General features: G+C 68.7%; 19 protein-coding genes and 1 tRNA gene. 8 read left to right on the forward strand and 12 right to left on the reverse strand.

What is annotated here, in order from left to right:
* The first annotated feature begins 6 nt into the window (after window positions 1–6).
* Window positions 7–837 (forward strand): hypothetical protein, encoded by an 831-nt coding sequence (locus B5G02_RS07040; protein ID WP_094335718.1) that lies wholly within the window; start codon window positions 7–9, stop codon window positions 835–837.
* Window positions 838–1,000: 163 nt separating this feature from the next.
* Here B5G02_RS07040 and B5G02_RS07045 read toward each other — a convergent pair whose 3' ends face one another.
* The 6 genes from B5G02_RS07045 to B5G02_RS07070 form a co-directional block, all read right to left on the reverse strand.
* Window positions 1,001–1,609, reverse strand: coding sequence for a YczE/YyaS/YitT family protein (locus tag B5G02_RS07045; RefSeq protein WP_094335719.1), 609 nt, complete (start codon window positions 1,607–1,609; stop codon window positions 1,001–1,003).
* 52 nt (window positions 1,610–1,661) lie between these two features.
* Window positions 1,662–1,931, reverse strand: a complete 270-nt coding sequence (locus B5G02_RS07050) for an HPr family phosphocarrier protein (protein WP_019239943.1) — start codon at window positions 1,929–1,931, stop codon at window positions 1,662–1,664.
* A 121-nt stretch (window positions 1,932–2,052) separates the two neighbouring features.
* Window positions 2,053–3,492: a glycoside hydrolase family 1 protein gene (locus B5G02_RS07055; protein ID WP_094335720.1), complete on the reverse strand. Its 1,440-nt coding sequence runs from the start codon at window positions 3,490–3,492 to the stop codon at window positions 2,053–2,055.
* 178 nt (window positions 3,493–3,670) lie between these two features.
* Window positions 3,671–4,015 (reverse strand): PTS lactose/cellobiose transporter subunit IIA, encoded by a 345-nt coding sequence (locus tag B5G02_RS07060; protein WP_019239945.1) that lies wholly within the window; start codon window positions 4,013–4,015, stop codon window positions 3,671–3,673.
* 27 nt (window positions 4,016–4,042) lie between these two features.
* Window positions 4,043–5,323, reverse strand: a complete 1,281-nt coding sequence (locus B5G02_RS07065; protein WP_019239946.1) for a PTS sugar transporter subunit IIC — start codon at window positions 5,321–5,323, stop codon at window positions 4,043–4,045.
* A 96-nt stretch (window positions 5,324–5,419) separates the two neighbouring features.
* Window positions 5,420–5,737, reverse strand: coding sequence for a PTS sugar transporter subunit IIB (locus B5G02_RS07070; protein WP_019239947.1), 318 nt, complete (start codon window positions 5,735–5,737; stop codon window positions 5,420–5,422).
* A gap of 231 nt (window positions 5,738–5,968) precedes the next feature.
* On the opposite strand from B5G02_RS07070, the gene B5G02_RS07075 reads away from it, so the two are divergent.
* Window positions 5,969–7,927 carry a BglG family transcription antiterminator gene (locus B5G02_RS07075; protein WP_094335721.1) on the forward strand — a complete coding sequence of 653 codons (1,959 nt, stop codon included), beginning with the start codon at window positions 5,969–5,971 and terminating at the stop codon, window positions 7,925–7,927.
* A 156-nt stretch (window positions 7,928–8,083) separates the two neighbouring features.
* Here the strand turns inward: B5G02_RS07075 and recR are convergent, their stop codons facing one another.
* From recR to B5G02_RS07095, 4 genes are all read right to left on the reverse strand, one after another.
* A complete protein-coding gene (gene recR, locus B5G02_RS07080) occupies window positions 8,084–8,680 on the reverse strand; it encodes a recombination mediator RecR (protein ID WP_019239949.1) in 597 nt (198 codons plus the stop codon).
* A gap of 12 nt (window positions 8,681–8,692) precedes the next feature.
* Complete coding sequence (locus B5G02_RS07085; RefSeq protein WP_019239950.1) at window positions 8,693–9,013, reverse strand: YbaB/EbfC family nucleoid-associated protein; 321 nt, start codon at window positions 9,011–9,013, stop codon at window positions 8,693–8,695.
* A 141-nt stretch (window positions 9,014–9,154) separates the two neighbouring features.
* Window positions 9,155–11,572, reverse strand: a complete 2,418-nt coding sequence (dnaX, locus tag B5G02_RS10260) for a DNA polymerase III subunit gamma/tau (protein ID WP_094335722.1) — start codon at window positions 11,570–11,572, stop codon at window positions 9,155–9,157.
* A gap of 55 nt (window positions 11,573–11,627) precedes the next feature.
* Entirely contained in the window at window positions 11,628–11,855 is a 228-nt protein-coding gene (locus tag B5G02_RS07095) for a hypothetical protein (RefSeq protein WP_019239953.1), read from the reverse strand.
* Window positions 11,856–12,005: 150 nt separating this feature from the next.
* Between B5G02_RS07095 and B5G02_RS07100 the strand changes: the two genes are divergently transcribed.
* From B5G02_RS07100 to pknB, 6 genes are read left to right on the forward strand one after another with little or no spacing between them, the layout of a single operon-like run.
* Window positions 12,006–13,892, forward strand: coding sequence for a serine/threonine-protein kinase (locus tag B5G02_RS07100; RefSeq protein WP_162609757.1), 1,887 nt, complete (start codon window positions 12,006–12,008; stop codon window positions 13,890–13,892).
* Window positions 13,889–15,001 carry an FhaA domain-containing protein gene (locus B5G02_RS07105; RefSeq protein ID WP_094335724.1) on the forward strand — a complete coding sequence of 371 codons (1,113 nt, stop codon included), beginning with the start codon at window positions 13,889–13,891 and terminating at the stop codon, window positions 14,999–15,001. The genes B5G02_RS07100 and B5G02_RS07105 overlap by 4 nt, the downstream gene beginning before the upstream one ends.
* 5 nt (window positions 15,002–15,006) lie before the next feature.
* Window positions 15,007–15,420 (forward strand): FHA domain-containing protein, encoded by a 414-nt coding sequence (locus B5G02_RS07110; RefSeq protein WP_019240196.1) that lies wholly within the window; start codon window positions 15,007–15,009, stop codon window positions 15,418–15,420.
* Window positions 15,417–16,970 carry a Stp1/IreP family PP2C-type Ser/Thr phosphatase gene (locus tag B5G02_RS07115; protein WP_241146191.1) on the forward strand — a complete coding sequence of 518 codons (1,554 nt, stop codon included), beginning with the start codon at window positions 15,417–15,419 and terminating at the stop codon, window positions 16,968–16,970. Before B5G02_RS07110 ends, B5G02_RS07115 begins: the two co-directional genes overlap by 4 nt.
* Complete coding sequence (locus B5G02_RS07120) at window positions 16,970–19,921, forward strand: FtsW/RodA/SpoVE family cell cycle protein (RefSeq protein WP_094335725.1); 2,952 nt, start codon at window positions 16,970–16,972, stop codon at window positions 19,919–19,921. The genes B5G02_RS07115 and B5G02_RS07120 overlap by 1 nt, the downstream gene beginning before the upstream one ends.
* 59 nt (window positions 19,922–19,980) lie before the next feature.
* On the forward strand, window positions 19,981–21,810 hold the full coding sequence (gene pknB, locus B5G02_RS07125) for a Stk1 family PASTA domain-containing Ser/Thr kinase (protein WP_094335726.1): 1,830 nt from the start codon (window positions 19,981–19,983) through the stop codon (window positions 21,808–21,810).
* 149 nt (window positions 21,811–21,959) lie between these two features.
* Here the strand turns inward: pknB and B5G02_RS07130 are convergent, their stop codons facing one another.
* The gene (locus B5G02_RS07130) at window positions 21,960–22,217 is read right to left on the reverse strand and encodes a hypothetical protein (RefSeq protein WP_241146192.1); all 258 of its coding nucleotides are present in this window, start codon (window positions 22,215–22,217) and stop codon (window positions 21,960–21,962) included.
* Between the two features lie 181 nt (window positions 22,218–22,398).
* Window positions 22,399–22,474 (reverse strand) — tRNA-Arg (locus tag B5G02_RS07135).
* Between the last annotated feature and the right edge of the window lie 384 nt (window positions 22,475–22,858).

Below are 22,858 nucleotides of genomic sequence, written 5' to 3' on the forward strand. Positions count from 1 at the left end.
GGAATCATGGCCGCCGCGCAGGAGACATCTAACGAAAGCGAGATCGTCCGAGACTTCCTAGACTTAGACCCCTTCTTGCTCCCGCTCATCCGTGATTTGAAATACAGCATCCCTGCGAACCCGTCGTGCCCGCCGGAAGTGCTTGCTGAGCTCGCGACGGACGAGGACACGTGGATGTGCAGGGCGGTCGCTGGGAACCCCTCGTGCCCGCCAGAAGCGTTGAAGCAGATGGCTGAGGACGCGCTCTGCGCATGGTCGCACGGCATGGAGACCCTTGAGGGCGACTCCTGGAAGAAGCTGAAGCTGTGCGCCGGGAACCCCTCATGTCCGCCGGACCTGCTCGCGGAACTCGCAACGTATACCCACGAAACGCGCGCTGAGAATCCCTCATGGCAGCCGGAAACGCTGGAGGAGCTCGTGGAGTATTCCTTGCAGCACTCAACGTGCGAGGCATGTGCGGGGAACCCGTCGTGCCCGCCGGAGACGCTGGCTGAGCTCGCGATGGACTGTCGCTGGGATGTGCGCAAGGCAGTCGCCGTGAACCCCTCGTGCCCGCCGGAGACGCTGGCTGAGCTCGCGACGGACGAGGATCAGAATGTGCGCCAGGCATGCGTCTGGAATCCCGCGTGTCCGCCGGAACTTCTCGCGCGGCTCGCAGAGGATGAGGATCCATATGTGCGCGAGATAGTCGCCGAAAACCCCTCGTGTCCACCGGAGACGCTGACGAAGCTCGCGATGGAAGGGAATTACCTGATGACCCAGGCGGCCGCAGCGAACCCATCATGCCCCATAGCAGAGGTGATGCGGCTTGCTCGCGATAAAGCCTACTCTCGGTAAAGTAGCCTAATGGCGTAGAGTCATATGACTGCGGGCTGCCGCCAGGTTTACCCGACCCGCCCCTCGCCTGAACCCGCCGGACACGCAGCGCGGGGGAGACGGACCCTCGGCCAACCGCGTCCCAGCAGTGGCGGCTGCGAAAGCCCGGCTCCCCGGCGCCGCGTCAGGCGCGCTCGGCCTCCGTGTGCGCGCCGAAGCCCACCCGGGCGAGCAGGCGCGCGAAGAACTTCACCAGGCTGCCGTTCACGAGCACGAAGAGCACGGTGCCCACGCCGAACACGCCCCCGATGAGCATGCCGCCCACGAGGCACGCGGCGTCGATGACCGTGCGCCACACGGCGTATCCGCCCGGGAGCACGCTGCCGAGCTTCTGGGCGATCGCGTCCGTCACGTTCATGCCGTTGCGCACCGCCTGCAGCATCGCGTACGAGGCGCTCAGGCACACCTGCCCCGCAAGGAGCGCCGCCACGCGCAGCGCGAGGCCCTGCGCGGCGAGGTCCATCGGCAGGATCCAGATGTTGAACAAATCGATGAGCTGGCTCGTCATGATGCCGCCCACCACGCTCAGCACGCCCACGCGGCTGCGGTTCACGATGAACGCGACGATGGTCGTCGCCACCGTGAAGATGAGCTGCGCCTGGCCGAGCGTGATGCCGAGCGTGCGGCTCATGCCGTCGAGGAGGACGTCGATCGAGTCGCTCCCCAGCTCGACGGCCACGAAGAGGCAGATGCCGAGCGCCATGACAGCGGAGCCCAGAAGGGCCTTCGCCACCTCCGGGCTCCACGTGCGCAGAAAGCTGCTTGGGGTGGCGGTAGCGCGGCCGCTACTCACCGCATCCGCTCTCGACGAGCTCGACGAGGGCGTCCACGGCCGCCTGCTCGTCGTCGCCCTCGGCCGAGATCTCGACCTGCGTGCCCGAGCCGATGCCCATGCCCATGAGCATGAGGACGGACTTGGCGTCGCACGTCGCCTCGGTGTCAAGGCGCTTCACGGTGATCTTCGATGCGAACTCGCTCGCCTTCTTGGTGAACACCGCCGCCGGACGGGCGTGCAGCCCGCTCGCGTTCTCAACCGTCGTGGTCTTCGCGTACATGGAAACCCCTTTCTGGAGGTGGTGGTGATAAAAAGGTGACTGACACCTTTTTATCACACCTTTTTATCACGGCCATCGAGCCGCCCCGCAGCCCACCGGGAGCCGCGGGGCGGCAAAAACCTTACGCCAGGTCCGCGCCGTTCGAGGCGATGACCTTCTTGTACCAGGCGTAGCTGTCCTTGAGGGAGCGCTTGCCGGTGCCATGGCCGTAGTCGTCGAGGTCGACGTAGATGAAGCCGTAGCGCTTGCTCATCTCGGACGAGGAGCAGCTCACGAGGTCGATCGGGCCCCACGCGTAGTAGCCGCGCACGTCGACGCCGTCCTCGATGGCCTCGCGCACCTGCTCGAGGTGGGCGCGCAGGTAATCGATGCGGTACGTGTCGTGGATGGAGCCGTCCTCCTCCACCGTGTCGTAGGCGCCGATGCCGTTCTCGGTGATGTAGATGGGCTTCTGGTAGCGGTCCCAGAACTCGTTGAGCAGGATGCGCAGGCCGATGGGATCGATGGACCAGCCCCAGTCGCTCGCCGGGATGTCCGGGTTGCGGATGGCGTCGTTGCCGTTCTCGTAGCTCTCCTTCGTGACCACGCGGGTGTAGTAGTAGGAGAAGCTGAAGAAGTCGGCCGTGTTCTTGAGGTCCTCGAGGTCGCCCTCGGTCACCATGACGTGGATGTCGTGGTCCTGGAAGTAGCGGTAGGCGTAGCCGGGGTAGGTGCCGCGCAGCAGCACGTCGGAGTAGAAGTACTCCATCTGGTTGTGCTTGAGCGTGGCCAGCTGGTCCTCGGGCTTGGCGCTCGCCGCATAGGACGGGCCGCCGCAGAGCATCATGCCGATCTGCATCTCCGGGTGATGCTCGTGCGCGTACTTCGTGGCGCGGGCGCAGGCCACCATCTCGTTATGGACGGCCTGGTACTTGGCGCTCATGAGGTCGTCGACGCGGTCGCTCGCCACGCCCAGGTGGTTGAAGCTCTCGTGGCCGATGAGGTTGATCTGGTTCACGATGATCCAGTACTTCACGAGCCCCGCGTAGCGGTCGAACACGGTCTCGCAGTACTTCGTGAAGAAGTCGATGGTCTCGCGCGAGTACCAGCCCAGGTAGTTCGTGGTGAGGGCGAGCGGCATCTCGTAGTGCGAGATGGTGATCATGGGCTCCATGCCGTTCTTGACGATCTCCTTGAAGAGGTCCTCATAGAACTGGAGGCCGGCCTCGTTGGGCTCGGCGTCGTCACCGTTGGGGAAGATGCGCGACCAGTTGATGGAGGTGCGGAACGTCTTGAAGCCCATGCCGGCCAGGAGCTTCAGATCCTCCTTGTAGGTGTGGTAGAAGTCGATGCCCCAGCGCTTGGGGAACACGCGGTCGGTTGCCTCCATGGCCTCCTTCACGAAGGTGGAGTCGACCTCCTCGTTGTACTTCTTGTCGATGGCGATGTCGTCGCGGAACTCGTTGATGTCGGCGATGCACCAGCCCTTGCCGTCCTGATCCCAGGCGCCTTCGAGCTGGTTCGCGGCGACGGCGCCGCCCCACAGGAAGTCGTTGGGGAAACCGGTGGGAACCCTGTTCATGACTCGAGCCTCCTTGCCCGTGAACGTGCGTGAAACATGTGTGAGAGACGAATGCCCGGCACCGCGCCCGAGACGGTGCGGTACCGGGCGAATCTACGAGAACCGGGACGTGGGTATGGGGAGATGCGCCCCGGGTTCCAAGCGATCGTGCAGGCAGCGCGTGCGCTGCGCCGCGGCTCTACCCAAGCTTCTCCTCGAGCGCGGCGAGGCGCTTCTCGTAGGCGTCGAACACGCCGATGAGCTGCTTGGTGATGTTGATCTCGCTGTTGATGGTCATGAGCGTGTCCTGCGCGTGGGTGAAGAGCAGCGAGTAGCCCTTCCCCTCGCCGCGCGCCTCGCCCTGGATGGCATCGGTCTGGACACGGTGCGCCTCGGTGATCTCGGTGTGCGCGGTCTCCATCTTGGCGCGGGCGCCCTCGATGTCGAACTGGGCGAGCGCTTCCATGGCCTCCTTGCAGGCGACGCGGGCGTCACCGGCGTGGAGGATGATGTTCATGGCGCTCTGAACGGTTTCTTCATCCATTGCAGACAGTCCTTTCCTACGCAGCGGCTATGCAGTGGCCTTGGCGGAAACCTTCTTGGCTTCCTTCTCGGCCTCCTCGTCGCAGCACTGCTGGTCGTACGCCTTCATGAAGGGGAACCAGATGGCGGCAGCGACAAGGAACTCGATGATAACGAAGATGATAGCCGCGATAGAACCGCCGGTGGAAATCCACGTGCCGATGGGGTACGGGCAATACCAAAGCTCGAACTGGATGTTGTTGAACGGGGCGAACTGGATGACCTTGACGCCGAACCAGGTGAGGAGCGGCATCACGATGCCGATGATCCACATGGGGAGCATCATGATGGGGTTCCAGGCGATGGTGCCGAAGACGACGGGCTCGTTGATGTTGAAGATGGCGGGCGCGATGCAGGCGCGGCCAAGGGCCTTGAGCTTCTGGGACTTGGCAGCGAACATCATCTCGAGCACGAGCGGCATGGTGCAGCCGATGCCGCCCCACCACATGTAGGTCACGTACACGAGGGTCTCGGTGTAGATGCCCTGGTTGGCAGCGGTGGCCTCGCCGGACGCGATGAGCGCGAGGTTCGCGGCGATGGTGGCGAGCTTGATGGGCTCAGCAACCGGGGTGAGCACCCAGGAGGAGATGCCCATCGAGTAGATGAAGCAGTAGATGAAGATGATGAGCGTGAAGCCGTACCACGTGTTGGCGATGCCCTGCAGCGGCATGAACAGGTTGACGGCGATCTGGTAGAGGTCGACGCCGAAGATCTGGACGACGGCGAAGAACGCGAACACGGTGATGCCGATGGGCAGGAGCGCGTCGAACCACTGGCGCACGAAGTCGGGGATGACCGAATCCTCCTTGAAGAAGGAGAACTTGCCGAAGAGGTTGAACACGATGCAGACGATGATGCCCGTGATCATGGCGCAGAACATGCCGCCGGCGCCGAGCGCGGAGGAACCGAAGCCGGCCTCGCCCTCGCTCAGCACCTCAGGGGTGATGGAGATGAGGAACGTGGAGATGCCGGTCAGACCCGCGATGAGGCGGCTCTTGCGCAGGCGCTTCTTCTCGCAGAAGTTGAACGGGATGAGGAAGGACACGAAGAGCGACACGAGGCCCATGGTCCAACCGTAGGGCGTCCAGAACGAGAACGGCAGGGTCACGAACGACTCGAGCACCGTTCCCATGCAGAAGATGGAGCCGACGAAGATGAACGGCAGCACCTGGAGCATGGAGTCCTTGAGGGTGAGGATCCACACATTGGTGTTCACGATGTTCATCTTGGGCTGGAAGCTGTTCTCAAGCCAGTTGATGAGCTTTTCCATCCTGCACTCCTTTCCTAAAACGCGGGGGATTCCCCCTTTTCCGTGCTGCGAATCCACGGCGCGCAGCTCGCCGGATCACCGAGGGTGCGCGCGACCCTACTCCTCGCCCATCTCGGACAGCAGGTGGTCGAGGGCGGCGTCGCCGTCGAGGGTGGAGTAGTACTCCTTCTTCATGAGGATGACCTTCACGGGCAGGCCGTGGGTGTACTCGTCGATCTCGTCGAGGATGTAGGCGAGGTGCGGGCCCACCATGAGGGCGTCGATCTCATCCACGTAGGACTCGATCTCGGACTCGCTGCGCGCGACGACCGAGATCTCCAGGCCGCGCGCCTTGGCGGCCTTGCGGATGTTGGCGGCCATGAACCCCGAGCTGGCACCGGAACCGCACACCAAAAGGACGTTGAGCTTCTTCATTGCTTTCCTCCTTAACAAGAAGGTACTGGGACGACACCATAGAACCGCGTTTGCCGGCGACCGTCCAACAGCCTTCTGCCGCCTATCGCGGCAAAAGACGAAACACGGCGGAAGCATAGGGTCTATATACTTATGGTGCGTTGCGGCGAGAGGGGTGGGCCGCGGCGACGACGGCGCGCGGAAGCTGCGGCGCGCCCGGGAGCCGGAACGACCGCCCCGCGAAGGTGGCCCATGGCGCAGCCCAGCTACACAGACCAGGAACTCGAGCTTCTGCGCGCGCTGTTCCAAAGCAACGAGCCCGTTTCGGGCAAGGCGCTCGCAGCGCAGCTGGGCGTGTCCGAGCGCACGGTGCGCAACCGCGTGGGGAGCATCAACCACAAGGGCGAGAAGCCGCTCGTGAAGTCGGGGCGCAGCGGGTACACCTGCGACCGCGTGACCGTCCCCGCCGTGCTCACCCTGGAGGAGCGCGCGCCGTTCAGCCAGCCCACGCCGCAGACGCGCGAGGAGCGCCGCGCGTACGCGCTCAAGCGCATCATCCAGAACCCCGGCCCCCTCAACATCTACGACCTCTGCGAGGAGCTGTTCGTCTCCACCTCCACCATGCGCAAGGAGCTCGGCCGCATGATGCGCACCTGCGCCGAATACGACCTCGAGCTCTCGCACACCGGCGACCTGCTCTCCATCCAGGGCACCGAGAAGAACAAGCGCCGTCTGCTCTCCGGCCTGCTCTACGAGGAGACGAGCGTCAACTTCATGAGCCTCGACACCATCCAGCACGCGTTCCCCGACATCGACGCCGTGTTCATCCGCGACGCCGTGGCCGAGACGCTCGAGCAGGCGCGTTACTTCGTGAACGAATACTCGCTCATCAACCTCGTGCTGCACATCGCCATCGCGCTCGACCGCATCAAGGGCAAGGGCGCGCAGCACGCGACCCTCCCCAAGACGGACGGCGCGCGGGAGAGCGTGCTCAAGCCGCACGAGGCGGACATGGCGGCGAGCATCGCCCGCAAGCTCGAGGATCACTTCGACGTGCCGTTCAGCGGATCGGAGGAATACGAGCTCGCGCTGCTGCTGGCCTCGCGCACCACGACGCTCGACTACAACGCCGACGCGGGCGACGACCTCTCGCGCTACGTGGACGCCGACTGCCTGGCGCTCGTCGACGAGATCATCGGGGACGTCTCGATGTACTACTTCATCGACCTCTCCGAGAAGGAGTTCTACGTCCGCTTCGCCCTGCACATCAAGAACCTGCTCGCCCGCGCGCGCACCGAGTCGTTTGCGCGCAACCCCCTTACGGACGAGATCAAGTCGAGCTGCCCGCTGCTCTACGACACCGCGGTGGGCTCGGCCGGCATCATCAAGCGGCGCACGGGCATCCAGATCAACGACGACGAGATCGCCTACATCGCCTTCCACCTGGGCAGCACCATCGAAGCGCAGAAGCAGCTCAACAGCAAGGTCAAGACGGTGCTGTACTGCCCCGCGTACTACAACATCGACAAGAACCTGCAGGAGTTTCTGAACAAGCATTTCTCGGACGACGTGCTCGTCACGAACATCGTGACCACGGAGCGTGCGCTCGAGCACCTCGCCGGCGCCGACCTCATCATCACCACGAACCCCATCGCGCACGCCCCGGCCGTGCCCGTGCTGCACGTCGGCATCGCGCCGCGCGACACCGACGTGCCGCAGGTGCGCGCCGCCGTGGAGCGCGTGCAGCGCGGCAAGCGGCGCGAGAAGTTCCGGAGGCGGCTCGGCGAGCTCGTCAAGCCGGAGCTCTTCGCCACGGGCGAGCCCGTGCGCACGCGCGAGGAGATCATCCACGCCATGTCCGCGCGCCTCATTGAGCTGGGCTATGTGAACGAGGGGTTCGAGGACGACGTGCTGGAGCGCGAGCACCTGTCGTCGACGGCGTTCGGCGCGGTGGCGGTCCCGCACACCATGAAGCCGTACGCGAACGAGAGCAGCATGTCCGTGCTCGTGCCCGACGAGCCGGTCGCGTGGGGCGACGGCACCGTGTCGCTCGTGATCATGCTCGCGTTCTCACGCGGGCAGCGCGCGACGTTCAATGAGCTCTTCGACCCGCTCGTGTCGATCCTCATCGACCCGCTCAACGTGCGCGAGCTCGCCGGCATCCGCGACTACCAGGCCTTCATCGACCGACTGGGGGACATGCTGGCCTGAGTCATTGGGGACGAGTCGTCGGGGACGGGTGAGACAGTGGGGACGGGTTCAAATGACTCAGCGAGACAAACGAACCCAACCCCATTGACTCAGTGAGTCATTTGAACCCGTCCCCACTGTCTCACCCGTCCCCGACGACTCGATGACTCCAACGGCTCACAGCGCGCGGCGGGCTTCGATGGCGCGGCCGAGCGTGAGCTCGTCGGCGTACTCGAGGTCGCCGCCCACGGGCAGGCCGCTCGCGAGGCGGCTCACCGTGATGCCGAGCGGCTTGATGGTGCGTGCGAGGTAGGTCGCCGTCGCCTCGCCCTCGATGTTGGGGTTCGTGGCAATGATGACCTCTTGGATGTCCTCCTCGCCCAGGCGCGCGAGCAGCTCGCGCACGTGCAGCTGCTCCGGGCCGATCTTCTCCATGGGGCTGATCACCCCGCCGAGCACGTGGTACAGCCCATGGTAGCTGCCCGTCCGCTCGATGGCCTGGATGTCGCGGGGCTCGCCCACCACGCAGATGCGCGTGCGGTCGCGCATGCCGTCCATGCAGATGGGGCATTCGTCCGCCGTGGCGTAGTTGAAGCAGCGCTTGCAGAAGTGGACGTGCTCCTTCACGTCGAGGATCGCCTGCGCCAGGCGGCGCGCCTCCTCCGCATCGGCCTCGAGCAGGTAGTAGGCGATGCGCTGCGCGCTCTTGGGGCCGATGCCCGGCAGGCGCCCCAGCTCGTCGAGCAGCCGCTGCAGATCCTGATTACTCGCCATCTCGCGCAGCCTTTAGAACGGCATCCCGGGGATGTTGAGCCCGCCGGTGATGGCGCCCATCTGGCGGTTCGCGAGGTCGCCCACGCCGCGCAGCGCCTCGTTCACGGCGGCGGTGATCATGTCCTCGAGCATCTCGACGTCCTCGGGGTCAAGCGCCTCGGGATCGATCTTGAGCGAGGTGATCTGCATCTCGCCGTTCACCGTCACCTTGACCATGCCGCCGCCGGCCGACGCGTCGACCGTCGACTGGGCGATGTTCTCCTGAGCCGCCGCGAGCTGCTCCTGCATCTTGCGGGCCTGCTTCATCATCTGCTGCATATTCATCTGAGCCATGCGGAACTCCCTTGCTTGAGCATGCGATTCGTTGCCGAGACATGGTATCACGAACGCATCGGCCGAGCGCCGCGCGGGCACCCGCCGTGGAGGGCCGGCGCAGGCAGCGCTTCGCGCGATGCATCGGATGGGACGGCAGGGCTACTCCTCGTCGGACTCCGGGAACACGACGCCCTCGCCGAAGATCGTGGAGAGGATGTCCTTGATCTCGTCGTTCGCGGCACCGCCTGCGGTCACGGGGGCGGGGGCGGCTTGCGGCTGCGGTGCGGGAGCGGGCGTCGGGGCGGGCGCGCTCGCGGGGGCGGCGCTCATCGCCGGCGCGGGCGCCGGGGCGCTCACGGGCGCGGCGGGCTCAACAGGCGTCGGAGCCGCGGAAACGAACGTCGAAGCAGCGGGCTCGGCGGGGGCTGCAGGCGCCTCGCCGGGCATGTCGAAGGGCGGCATGTCCTCCTCGGAGAAATCGGAGGCGGCGATGTCGTCGTAGGGCACCACGTCGTCGAGCGGGGCGTCGAGCGGCGCGGCGGGCTCCGCGGGGGCGGGCGCAGGCGCCGGGGCCGCCGGAGCGGCGGGCTGGGGTGCGGGCTGCGGGGCGGGCGCGGGCGCTGCCGGGGCGGCAGGCTGGGGCGCGGGCGCGCCGGCGGGCTCCTCGCCCATCACGTACCGCACGAGGCGCGTGCCGAAGACGGCGACCACCTGGGGCTGCACGATGCTCTGCGTATCCGGTCGACCGAGCATGGTGATGGCGAAATTCGATCCCGCGGGGAAGTTCACCGTGATGGTCTCCCCGTCGTCGGCGACGGCGCGCGAGCTCAGGAGCAGCGAGCCGCGGGAGGGCTGCGCCGCCGTCACGAGGCGCACGACCTCGCTCCACTTGCGCTGGAGCTCGCCGGGGTCGCGCACGGCAGCGGCCGATGGAGCTGCGGGCGCTGGCTCCGCCGCGGCGGGGGCGGCACTGGGCTCAGGCGCCGGAGCGGGCGCAGGCGCGACGGGCGCCGCAGGGGCTACGGGTGCAGCGGGGGCGACGCTCCCCTGCTCCGCCGCGACCGTCTGCGCGGCGGCCTGGGATGCGGACGAGATGGGGGCATGGCGCTCGGGCGCAGGTTCCGGCGCGGGCGGCACCGCCTGCGCGGGCGCGCCCCCGAACGGCGACGGCGCGGCGTGCTCCGGCGCAGCCGCATCCCCGCCGGCGGGCGCCACCGGCGCGCTCGCGGCCCGCGGCTCCTCAGCCGACTTCACCGGCTCGGAAACCGCCGGGGCAGCCGCCGCAGCCGCCACCTTCTCAGCACCCCCCGCCGACTCGGCCGAGTGCTCAGCCGCCGCGTGCGCCGTGCCCGCGCCCACGAGCGCCGCCATGTCCGGAGCGCTCAGCGGGGCCGAGGGGATCCCCCGCGCCACCTGCTTCTCGAGCGCGTCGATGCGCTCGGCGAGCGCCTCGAGCGTCAGGTCGGACTCGGGGCGCGCGAGCCGCGTGAGCGCGATCTCGAGCACGAGGCGCATGTCGGCGGCGGAGCGCATCTCGAGCGCGGCGTCGTCGAGCACGATGAGCACGCGCGACAGCCGGTCGCCGCTGCCGAACAGCCCCGCCTCCTCCGCGAGCGCCGCCGCCTCCTCGGGCGTGCCCTCGATGAGCTCGGGGCGCGCGCCGGCCACGTAGACCATGTACACGTCGCGGACGTGCGCCACGAGGTCGCGCGTGAGCTCCATGAGATCCTCGCCGGCATCGACCTGCTCCTTCACGAGCGCGAAAAGGGTCGCGACGTCGCGCGAGGCGAGCGCGTGGCTGAAGCGCGAGAGCACCGTGCCGGACACCTCGCCCAAAAGCGCCCGCGCGTCGGCCGAGCGCACCGCGCCGTTGCCGAACACCGAGAGCTGCTCGAGCGTGGAGAGCGCGTCGCGCATGCCACCGCGGGCGTGCTTGGCCACGATCTCGAGGGCGTCGTCGTCGAACGCGAAGCCCTCCTGCTCGCAGATGAAGCGCAACCGCCCCACGATGTCCTCGTTGCCGATGCGATGGAAGTCGAACCGCTGGCAGCGCGAGAGGATCGTCTCGGGGATCTTCTGGGGGTCGGTCGTGCACAGCACGAACACCACGTGCGCGGGCGGCTCCTCGAGGGTCTTGAGCAGCGCGTTGAACGCTGCCGTGGTGAGCATGTGCACCTCGTCGATGATGTAGACCTTGTACGCACCGCGCACGGGGGCGAAGTTCACCGAGCCGATGATCTCCTCGCGCACGTTGTCCACGCCGGTGCGGCTCGCGGCGTCGAGCTCGTAGACGTCCGGGTGCGTGCCCTCGGCGATGGCCTGGCACTCGGGGCACGTGCCGTCCGGCAGGCACCCCGCCGCGCCCTGGGCGCGCGCCCCCTCGGCGCCCTGGCAGAGCAGCGACTTCGCCAGGATGCGCGCCATGGTGGTCTTGCCCGTGCCGCGCGGGCCGCAGAAGAGGTACGCGTGGGACAGGCGCCCCTCGGTCACGGCGTGCTCGAGCGTGGACACGATGTGCTGCTGCCCCACGACGCTCTCGAACGTGAGCGGGCGGTATTTCCTATAGAGCGACTCCATCGAGACCCCTTCTATCCCATCTGCCTGCGTCTGCGCGCCGCGGCGGCGCGATGCCCTAGAGCCCGCGCTCGCGCAGGCGGCGATCGATATCCTTGAGCGTGGCGCGCGTCGCGAAGAGCTGCCGGTACGTGGCCGACTTCACCTTGCCGGCGGCCTTGAGCTCGTCCATGCGCGCCGTGACGTCCGCGAGCTCCGCGCGCGTGCCGGCGGCGAACGCCTCGTACGCGGCGAGCCGGGCGGCGTCCGCGCCTGCGTCGCTGCCCGTGCTGGCTTCGTTCGGCATGTGCGGCGCCCCCTCCTCGCATCGTCTCGGTGCCACCATGATACCCTCTCGCGCGCGGCGCGGGCGGGGCTTCGAAACATGATAAAATCCAGCCTGTCTGGGTTTTATCATGGATTGTATCAACGCACCATAAACGCACCAAGGACGAGCATGCCGCTGTTCTCGCACCACAACCCATCGCGCCGCACCGTCGCGCCCGCGCCGGGGGCGGCCGTCACGCACCGCATGCCCGAGGCGGTTCCCGCGCCCGGCGCCATGGCGTCGTCGCTGCTCAAGCGCTACCGCCCCATCGAGACGCGCGCCACGGGCGGCTTCGGCTCGGTCGAGGTGTGCATGGACACCCGCCTCCAGCGCCGCGTGGCCATCAAGCGCATCCCGCTCGCCGCCGAGCTGAGCACCACGCCCGAGAGCACCCGCGCCGCGGCGCTCGCGGAGGCGCGCACGGCGAGCATGCTCCAGCATCCCAACATCGTCTCGGTCATCGACTTCACCTACGACGCCGAGTACGCCTACCTGGTCATGGAGTACATCGACGGCATGTCGCTCGAGGAGTTCCTCTCCGGCGTGGACGGCAGCTCCCTCACCTACGACGAGTGCGCCGCCATCGCCGACGCCCTCGTCCAGGCGCTCGCCCACGCGCACGAGAACGGCGTGCTCCACCTCGACATCAAGCCCGCCAACGTGCTCATCGACCACAACGGACATGTGAAGCTCACGGATTTCGGCATGGCCACGCTCACGAGCGCCGCGGGCTTCGGCGGCGCACGCGGCGGGACGATCGGCTACATGCCGCCCGAGCAGCTGCGCGGCGAGGTCGTGGACGAGCGGAGCGACATCTTCTCGCTCGCCGCCGTGCTCTACGAGTCGCTCTGCGCCACCGCGCCGTTCCGCGCCGGCACCCCGGCGGATTCCCTCAGGCGCATCGAGAAGGGCGTGATCTACCCCTCGAGCCTGCTCGCTGACATCCCCGAGAACGCCGAGGAGGCGCTGCTCTGCGCCCTCGACCCCGACCCCGCGCAGCGCATGGCGTCGATGCAGGAGTTCGGCGACTGGTTCCTGCCCGGCCTGGGCAGCCCGCGCGAGGGGCGGCGGAGCCTGGCGCGCATCATCGCGCAGCTCACGTCCGACGACACGGAGGATGCGGAACAGGGCGCCGAGGAGGGCGGCCGCCGGCGCGTGTGGGAGCTCGACCCGGCCGAGGGCTACCTGGGCAGCAGGTCGCCCAAGGCGCGCCGGGCGGTGGTGGGCGTCGTGAGCGCGCTCGCCGTCGCCGGCGGGGCCGCCGCGATCCTGGGCGCCATGGGGCTCGAGGCGGGGGCGGTCGCCGTGGCCGCGCTCGCCATGGGAGTGGCGAGCGGCATCGCGCCGCAGATCGGCTCGGCGCTCCTCGCCGCGGGCTTCGTGACGATGCTTCTGAACGCCACCGACCTCCTCGCCGCCCTGCCCGTGGCCATGGGCGTCTGCGCGCTCTTCATCGGCTGGTGGTATGTGTGGGGCCGCACGCTGCCGGCCGCCTCGGCCGCGCTCTCGGCCTGCCTGGCGCTCGACGCGGCGACGGGCGATCCCGTCGTGCTCGCCGGCGCGGCGGCCGCCTTCGCGGGATACTTCCTCCCGCCCGTGCCGGCGGCGGCGACGCTCGCCCTCGGCGTGCCCTTCGCGCAGCTGCTCATCTCCGCCACGCGCGCGGGCGGCACCCTCGCGGTCGACACGGCGGCGCGCGTGCTCGCGCGGCCCGAGGTCGCGGCCGGTGCCGTGGTGCTCGCGCTCGCGGCCGCCGCGACGAGCCTCGCGCTCGCCCGCCACGCGCGCAACATGCGGGAATCCCGCGGAAACGCCATGCTCATCGTGGGCGGCACCCTGCCCGGAATTATGGTTGTTTTGCTGCTCTGGCTTGCAAACCCTATGGAAAATGCGCTCGTCGCGACCTACGGAGCGGCCATAGCCATCGGCGCGGGAGCCCTATCCTCTATAATTATCTTCATATGCGTATACTCGTTGGGATATCGAAAAGACATGCCAGAAGGTGATCGACCGTGAACTTCCTGAACATCTTCGAGGACCGCGTGGCGGGGATCTTCGGTGCCGCGCGCGCGCCGTTCTCGTTCAAGAAGCTGGCCAAGCAGGCCGCTCACGAGATGGAGGAGCAGACGCTCGTGGTGAACGGCGCGAACACCGCGCCCGCGCTCTACACGATCCTCATCGCGAACGACGACGACGCCTTCATGGCCCCCTACTACCCGCAGCTCGCACGCGAGGTGAGCTCGCTCGTGAAGGCGCAGGCCGAGAAGAAGCGCTACACGTTCGTGGGCGAGCCGCTCGTGCGGTTCATGATCGACCCCGAGCTCAAGGCCGGCAAGTTCTCCGTCTTCGCCGAGAACGTCGACGCCCAGACCCTCGCGCGCCTCTATGAGGAGGAGCGCGCCTACCAGCAGAGCCTCGCGCAGAACTTCCCGGCCTCGGCCGCCGCGCGCAGCCAGCAGGCGCCCATGCCGCGCCAGCAGACCCCGCAGCCCCGCCCCGCGGCGGCTGTCGAGAGCCCCGTGCGGCAGGCAAGCCTCGCGCAGACGCCGAGCCCCGCCGCCGGCGGCTACGCCTCCGCGGCCGCAGCGGGCGCGGGCATGGCGGGTGCCGCCGCAGCCGGTGCCGCCGCGGGTGCCGGCGCCGTGGCCGCGGCCCGCAGCGCCGCCCCCAGCCCGCTCGCCTCCGTCCCCGACGTCCCGGCCGTCGAGGAGGCGCCCATCCCCGTACCCAAGACCGTCACGCGCGAGGCACTCGCCGGCATGGGCGGTGCCGCCGCGACCGGTGGCGCCCTCGGTGCCGCGAGCATCGCCGGCAACCTCGCGAGCGGGCGCGCCGCGGCCCCGGCGTCGGCGCAGCTCGTCGACGTCGTGACCGGCGAGACCCACCCCGTCACCGCGCCGGCGTGCATCATCGGGCGCGAGCGCGCGGCCGCCAACATCGTGCTGCGCGACCCCAACGTCTCGCGCCGCCACGCGCAGATCACGCTCGCGGGCACCGAGTGGTCCATCGAGGACCTCAACTCCACGAACGGCACGCTCGTGAACAACCGCCGCATCACCCGCTGCCCGCTGCGCAACGGTGACGTGCTCACCTTCGGTCTCAGCACGTTCGAGTTCAGGAGCTGAGGCCCATGATCGACGTCATCCTCTTCATCGGGCGCATCGTCCTCGTCGTCCTGCTCTACATCTTCCTGTTCGCCGTCATGAAGACCGGCGTGGGCCTCGTGCGCGGCCAGCGCCGCGACTCCGCCATCTGGACGATCGACGTCGACAAGGGCCCGCGCGGCATCCGCGGCATCCACGTGGACATGCTCGGCCCCGTGATCGTGGGCCGCTCGCCCAGCTCCGACATCTGCATCAACGAGCCGTTCGTCTCGGCGAGCCACGCGCGCTTCTCGCTCCAGGGCCCCGCCCTCGTCATCGAGGACCTCAACTCGCTCAACGGCACGCTCGTGAACGGCCGCCAGCTCCTGGAGCCCGCGACCCTGCGCGAGGGCGACGAGGTGCAGATCGGTGACGTCGTGATGAAGGTGAGCCGCCGATGACGTCCGGGGAGCGCACATTCCCTTCCGAGCCGGCGCCCCAGCCGACGAACGCGCCAATCGGCGCGGCGACGCCCGCGCTCGACCCGATGGCCCCCGCCGAGGCCGACGCCCCGCTCGATGCGGCGCCCGCGGCGATCGGCGCGCATGCGGCCCCGGCGCCCGCCGCCGACCCCGAGCCCGCGCATGCCGCGCCCGCGCCCGCGGCCGAGCCCGTCGCGGCGCCGGCACCCGCCCCGGAGCCCGACCCCGAGCAGACGGCCGGGCCCGCGCGCCCCGACACCACGGCCGAGATCGACGTCGCCGCCGTGGAGCGCAAGCTCACCGACCCCGGCTCCACGCAGAGCTTCCCCGCGGTCACGGAGGAGCGCATCGATACCGATTCCACCTACGACGCCGGCACGAGCACCTCGCTCATGTGGGGCGCCCGCTCCGACGTGGGCTGTGTGCGCACGCACAACGAGGACTCCTACCTCGTGCAGTCGCCGCTGTTCTGCGTGTGCGACGGCATGGGCGGCCACGCCGCCGGCGAGGTGGCATCCTCGCTCGCGGTCGAGACCATCGCGCGCCTCGCGCCGCATGAGGCCGATCCCGCCCGCCTCGCAGCTGCCGTCGAGGCCGCCAACGCCGCCATCATCGAGGCGGCGGAGAACGGGCTCGGCAAGCCCGGCATGGGCTGCACGGCGACGGTCGCCTACATCGAGGGCACGTCGCTCGCCATCGCGCACGTGGGCGACTCGCGCGCCTACCTGCTGCACGAGGGCACGCTCATCCGCGTCACCCACGACCACTCCTATGTGGAGGAGCTCGTCGACGCCGGCGAGATCACGGCCGACGAGGCGCGCGTGCACCCCAACCGCTCCGTCATCACCCGCGCGCTCGGCTCCGACCCCGCCATGTACGCGGACCACTTCCAGCTCAACATCGAGGAGGGCGACCGCCTCATCCTGTGCTCCGACGGCCTCTCGAGCATGGTGCCCGACGCCGACATCGAGGCCATCGCCATGCAGTCCCCCACCGCGCAGCTGTGCGTCGACAACCTCGTCGACGCCGCGCTCGCCGCGGGCGGCGGCGACAACGTGACCGTCGTGGTGGCCGACGTGGTCGACGACGGCCGCATGCGCGACCTCATCCGCCGGCGGCGCCGCAACATCCTCATCGCGCTCGCGGGCATCATCTTCGCGCTCGCCGCGGCCCTGGCCGTCGGCGCGTACGTCGTTTCCAGCTCGCTGTTCCTCGGCGTGCACAACGGGCATGTGGCCATCTACACCGGCGTGCCGGAGTCCATCCTGGGCATCGACCTCTACCGCCTGTACGACGAGACCGCCATCCAGATCGATGACCTGCCCGAGGACACGCAGAACCGCCTGAACGAGGGCATCGGCCAGGCGAGCATGGACGAGGCGCGCGCGACGCTCTCGCAGTACCGCACGCAGATCGATGCCGATAGGACGAGGGCGGCCCAGAACGCCGCCGCCATCGAGGGCAGCTCCACCGACGCCGACGATGCCGCCGGCGCCGAAGCGGCCGGAACCCCGGGAGGTGAGGCGTGATGGGAAGCCGTCGCAACACCGAGCTCATGCTGTTGATCGGGGGCGCGTTCCCCGTCACCCTGCTCTACGCGCTCTATGTGGTCACCACCGGCACCGCGCTCACGTTCAGCACGCTCGCCGTGCCGCTCGGCCTGTTCGCCGCCTTCGCCGCCGCGCACATCGGCGTGCGCTTCCTGGCGCCCGGCGCGGACCCGGCCATCCTGCCGATCGTCTTCGTGCTCTCGGGCATCGGCATCACCTTCGTCTCGCGGCTCGCGCCGTCGTCGGCCATCAACCAGATCATCTACCTCTTCGTGGGCATCGCGCTCATGATCGGCACGCTCGCCCTCGTGAAGAACCTCGACGTGGTGAAGCGCTATAAGTACACGCTCGGCCTCGCGGGCATCGTGCTGCTGCTCCTGCCCATGTTCATCGGCACGGACCGTTACGGCTCCAAGCTCTGGATCGAGATCGGCTCCTTCACCATCCAGCCCGGCGAGTTCGCCAAGGTGGCCATCGTGCTCTTCCTCGCAGGCTACCTCTCGGAGAACCGCGAGCTGCTCTCCATCGCCAACCACAACATCCTGGGCTTCAAGATCCCGCGCCTGCGCCTGCTCGCGCCGCTCTTCGTGGTGTGGGGCGTGTGCCTGGCCATCGTCGCCTTCGAGCGCGACCTGGGCTCGGCGCTGCTCTTCTACACGCTCTTCCTCATCATGCTCTACGTGGCCACGGGGCGCATCTCCTACGTCATCATCGGCATCGTGCTCCTGTTCATCGGCGGCTTCGGCATGTACCAGCTCATGGGGCACGTGCGCACGCGCTTCGCTATCTGGCTCGACCCCTTCGCCGACGCGCAGGGCGGCGGCTACCAGCTCGTGCAGTCGCTCTACTCGCTCGCCGACGGCGGCCTCGTGGGCACGGGCATCGGCCGCGGCATGCCCGACTACATCCCCGTCGTGGCCTCGGACTTCATCTTCTCGGCCATCGGCGAGGAGCTCGGCCTGCTCGGCGCCACCGCCGTGCTCATGCTCTTCATGCTCTTCGCCGTGCGCGGCCTCACCACCGCGGCGCGCGCCAAGAGCGACCTCGCCGCGTTCTCGGCCGCCGGCCTCACCGCCGCCATCTCGTTCCAGGCCTTCCTCATCGTGGGCGGCGTGACGCGGCTCATCCCGCTCACGGGCGTGACGCTGCCGTTCATGAGCCAGGGCGGCTCGTCGCTCCTGGCGAGCTTCATCATCGTCGGCCTGCTCATGCGCGCGGGCGACGAGGCCACCGGCCGCGAGACGGAGCTCACGGGCACGGGCATCATGGCCGCCATCCCCGCCATGGGCTCGCGCGGGGCGGAGGCCGTCGCCGACGGCCTCATGAGCAGCGTGGGCACGCGCATCTTCCACGGCGCGCGCAAGGACGGCGGCGCGTCCGGCCGGGCTGGGCGCACCGGTGCCACCGGCGGCTCCGGCAGCATCGGCGGCTCGCACGCGCGCCCCGGCTCGCGCCTGCGCCGGCGCCTGCTCGACACGCCCGAATCCGGCGTGCTCGGCCGCGTCGCGCTCGCCAAGCGCCTCACCCGCACCGTGTTCCTGTTCACCGCGCTCTTCGCGGTGCTCATCGGCAACCTCACCTACATCCAGGTCATCAAGGCCGACGAGTACCAGAGCATGCCCTCGAACAACCACACCATCATGCGCCAGGCCTACATCCAGCGCGGGTCCATCATCACCTCGGACGGGCTCACGCTCGCCGAGTCCGTGCGCCAGGACGACGGCACGTACGTGCGCTCCTACCCCAACGGCAACATGGCCGCGCACACGGTGGGCTACTACTCCACGCAGTACGGCTCCTCCGGCGTGGAGAGCACCATGAACGACACGCTCACCGGCTCGAAGGACTACTCGAGCTGGGAGAACGCCATCCTGTCGCTCGCGGGCGTGGCGCAGCCCGGCAACTCCGTCGTGCTCACCATCGACTCGCGCATCCAGGCCGCGGCCGAGCAGGCGCTCGCGGGCCGCACGGGCGCCATCGTGGTGCTCGACCCGCGCTCCGGCGCCGTGCTGGCCATGGCGAGCGCGCCGTCCTTCGACAACACCGACATCGACGCCGTGCGCGAGTCCGGCAGCGAGGGCACGGGCGAGTACAACCGCGCCACCCAGGCGCTCTACACCCCGGGCTCCACGTTCAAGGTCATCACGCTCGCCACGGCGCTCGAGACCGGCACCGCCACCCTCGACACCCAGATCGACGCCCCCGGCGAGATCGAGATCGGCGGCGCGAGCGTCACGAACATCGGCGGCACGAACTGGGGCACCATCAGCCTCGAGCGCGCCTTCGAGGTCTCCGCGAACACCGCGTTCGCCCAGATGGCCGTCGAGAGCGGGGCGGACAGCCTCGTGCAGTACGCGCGCGCCTTCGGCTACGGGCAGTCGCTCGGCCAGGACTTCTCCACCACCCCGTCCATCATGCCCGACCCGAGCGAGATGACGGAGTGGGAGACCGCGTGGGCGGGCGCCGGCCAGCCCGTCGGCCAGGGACACACCCCCGGCCCGCAGACCACCTGCATGCAGAACGCCGTGATGGCCGCCGCCATCGCCAACGACGGCATCGTCATGAACCCCTACGTGGTGGGCCAGGTGCTCGCGCCGGACGGCACGGTGGTGAGCACCACGCAGCCGCGCTCGCTCGGCCAGGCCGTGAGCGCCAGCACCGCCGCGCAGGTCGGCCAGGCGATGCTCGGCGTCGTGCAGGGCGGCACCGGCAGCGCCGCGCAGGTGTCCGGCGTCCAGGTGGCCGGCAAGACCGGTACGGCCGAGGCCACCTCGTCCCAGGTGAACTCCACGTTCGTGGGCTTCGCCCCCTATGATAACCCGACGGTCGCCATCTCGGTGGTGATCGAGGATTATTCCAGCGACGGCGGCTCGGCCGCCGAGGTGGCGGGCAAGGTGCTCGCCGCCGCCCTCGCGGCGCAGGGGTCGTGACGCGCCCGTTCCCTATTCCCAGGTTCACTCGTACGATGCAAGGTTTGTGAGGAGTAACGATGCAACAGCAGGTCCTCGGGGGAAGGTACCTCATCAAGGACAAGGTCGGCTCGGGCGGCATGGCCACCGTGTACCGCGCGCAGGACCAGGTGCTCGACCGCACCGTGGCCATCAAGATCATGCTGCCGCAGTACGCGGCCGACGCCACGTTCGCCGCGCGCTTCAAGCAGGAGGCGCAGGCGGCGGCCGGCCTCCAGAGCCCCTACATCGTGGGCATCTACGACTGGGGCAAGGACGGCGACACGTACTACATCGTCATGGAGTACCTGCGCGGCACGGACCTCAAGAGCGGCATCCGCAGCCACGGGGCGCTCGACCCCAAGAAGGTCGCGCAGATCGGCTCGCAGATCTGCGGCGCGCTCTCCGTCGCCCATAAGCACGAGATCATCCACCGCGACATCAAGCCGCAGAACATCATGGTGCTGCCCGACGGCAACATCAAGGTCATGGACTTCGGCATCGCGCGCGCCAAGAACAGCCACCTCACGCAGGACAACAACGTCCTGGGCACCGCGCACTACGTGAGCCCCGAGCAGGCGCGCGGCCAGGAGCTCGGCCCTACGTCCGACATCTACTCGCTCGGCGTGGTGATGTACGAGTGCGCCACCGGCCAGGTGCCCTTCGACGGCGAGGACGCCATCTCCGTCGCGGTGAAGCAGATGAACGAGCTGCCCGTTCCCCCCTCGCAGCTCAATCCCGCCATCGATGCGAACCTCGAGCGCATCATCCTGCGCTGCATGGAGAAGGACCCCGCGAACCGCTTCCAGTCGGCCGACGAGCTGCGCCAGGCGCTCAACGCCTACCTCGCCGGCAGGCAGGTGGACGTCCCGGAGCCCACGCGCGTGCTCGCGGCCGGCGCCATCGGCGGCGTGGGCGGCGCGGGCGCGACCGAGACGCGCGTCATGACGGACAAGACGCAGGCCATGGCGCGCCCGGCCGACCTGGGCGCCACCACGGTGCGCGGCGGCGCGGGCGGGCGTTCGAGCGTGTCCGGCGGCCAGGGCTCGTACGAGCCCGAGCCCAAGCGCGGGCGCGGGGCGAAGATCGCCGCCGCCATCATCGGCGCCATCGCGGTGATCGGCGTCATCGCGTTCATCGCCATGAACGCCCTCGGCGCGGGCGGCGAGGAGTTCCCCGCCCCCAACCTGCTGGGCATGACGCAGCAGCAGGCCGAGGACGAGCTCGAGAAATACGGCCTCGAGCTGGGTAACATCGACCCCGGCTACAGCGACGACTACGAGGTCGGCGAGATCATGGACCAGACGCCGGGCGAGGGCCGCTCCGTGCACAAGGGCGATAAGATCGACATCACCATCGTGCGCGGCCCGGAGACCAAGACCACGACCGTGCCGAGCCTGAGCGGGTGCACGCAGGAGGAGGCCGAGCAGCTGCTCAAGGAGGCCGGGCTCACCGGGCATCCCGTCACCGAGGCGAACGACGCCGAGGAGGGCAAGGTCTTCGACCAGAACCCCGCCGCCGGCGAGGAGGTCGACGAGGGATCGACGGTGACGTACAAGGTCTCCACGGGGCCGGACGCCGAGAACATCCCGGGCGTCGTGGGCTACACCGAGGCCGAGGCCACGAACATGCTGTCCGAGGCAGGCTTCTCGGTGAACCCCGTCTCCGGCGGGTACAGCAGCCGCTATGCAGCCGGCTACGTCATGAGCCAGGATCCCACCGGCCAGGCGAAGCCCGGCAGCACCGTGACGATCTACATCTCCGAGGGCCCCGAGCCCGAACCGGAACCCGAGCCGGATACCCCGGATTCGCCCACGTCGCCGACCTCACCCGAGTCCCCGACGACCGGCGAGGGCGAAGAGACGAGCTAGCGCCGGCCGCGCTGCTCAATCCAGCCGGCAGCAGATGGCGCACGCGATGCGCGCACGAACGGCGGGCACCCCGACGAAGGGGTGCCCGCCGTTTTCATTGCCTGGCGCGGGGCGCGCTGGGACGCGCTGAGGAGGGTGCGGGCGCGCCCTCACCCTTCGCGCGCGACGCGCATGACCACGAACCAGCGCTCGCCGCTCCAGCCCGCCGCATCCTTGTAGAGGCTCGTCATATGCTCGCCGATCTGGATGGCGTACACCCAGCCGCCTTGGAGGCGCTTCTTCGACGTTACGCGAGTTACCTCGAACGCGCGTCCGTCGGGCAGCACGATGGCGCGAGACAACTCGGTGCCGTCGGCGCTCACGCGGACGACGATGTCGACATATGTCCGAATCCCCCTCGGTGGCAACGCTGGCCCCTTCTCCGTATGACTATCGAACGCTTGTTCTTATCATACGAGGCCATGGGGACAATACTCGAAGCCCGGTGTTGCGGGTTTCCGGCGCGGATTTTCCGGAACGTTTTGCGACCCCCCGCCGAAACGAAAACAAGCCAGAGGCAACCACGACCTCTGGCCTGCGAAAATGCTATGGTGCCCCCGGTGCGATTCGAACGCACGGCACCCGCTTTAGGAGAGCGGTGCTCTATCCCCTGAGCTACGGAGGCACGTCCCCTCATTCTAGCAGAACGGCGCAGCCGCGATAGCGAGGCGGGGCGCCACGCCCCGTATAGGGCGCAACATAGGGCGCAAGCACCCACGCACACGCCACCGAACGGTGCACGCCCTTCCGAATCGGCGCCTTCCCGAACCCTCCGGAACCACTCCGCGCACAAACGGCGCGAAACGAACGGTTTATCCGGCACCCCGGAAGTAGCGAGGTGCTGCGCGCCAACAAACCTGCAGGTAGCGAGCTTGCGGTTTCGCCGGCTACTCGGACACCCCCGCATAAACCGTTCGTTTCGCGCCGTTTGTGCACGCCATCCTTCCGAACGCCCCTTCGAACGCCGCGCACCCGGCCTCCGCGAGCCCGAAACCGCCCGCCGTGCCGC

It is taken from the genome of [Collinsella] massiliensis (genome assembly GCF_002161605.1).
GTDB lineage: Bacteria > Actinomycetota > Coriobacteriia > Coriobacteriales > Coriobacteriaceae > Enorma.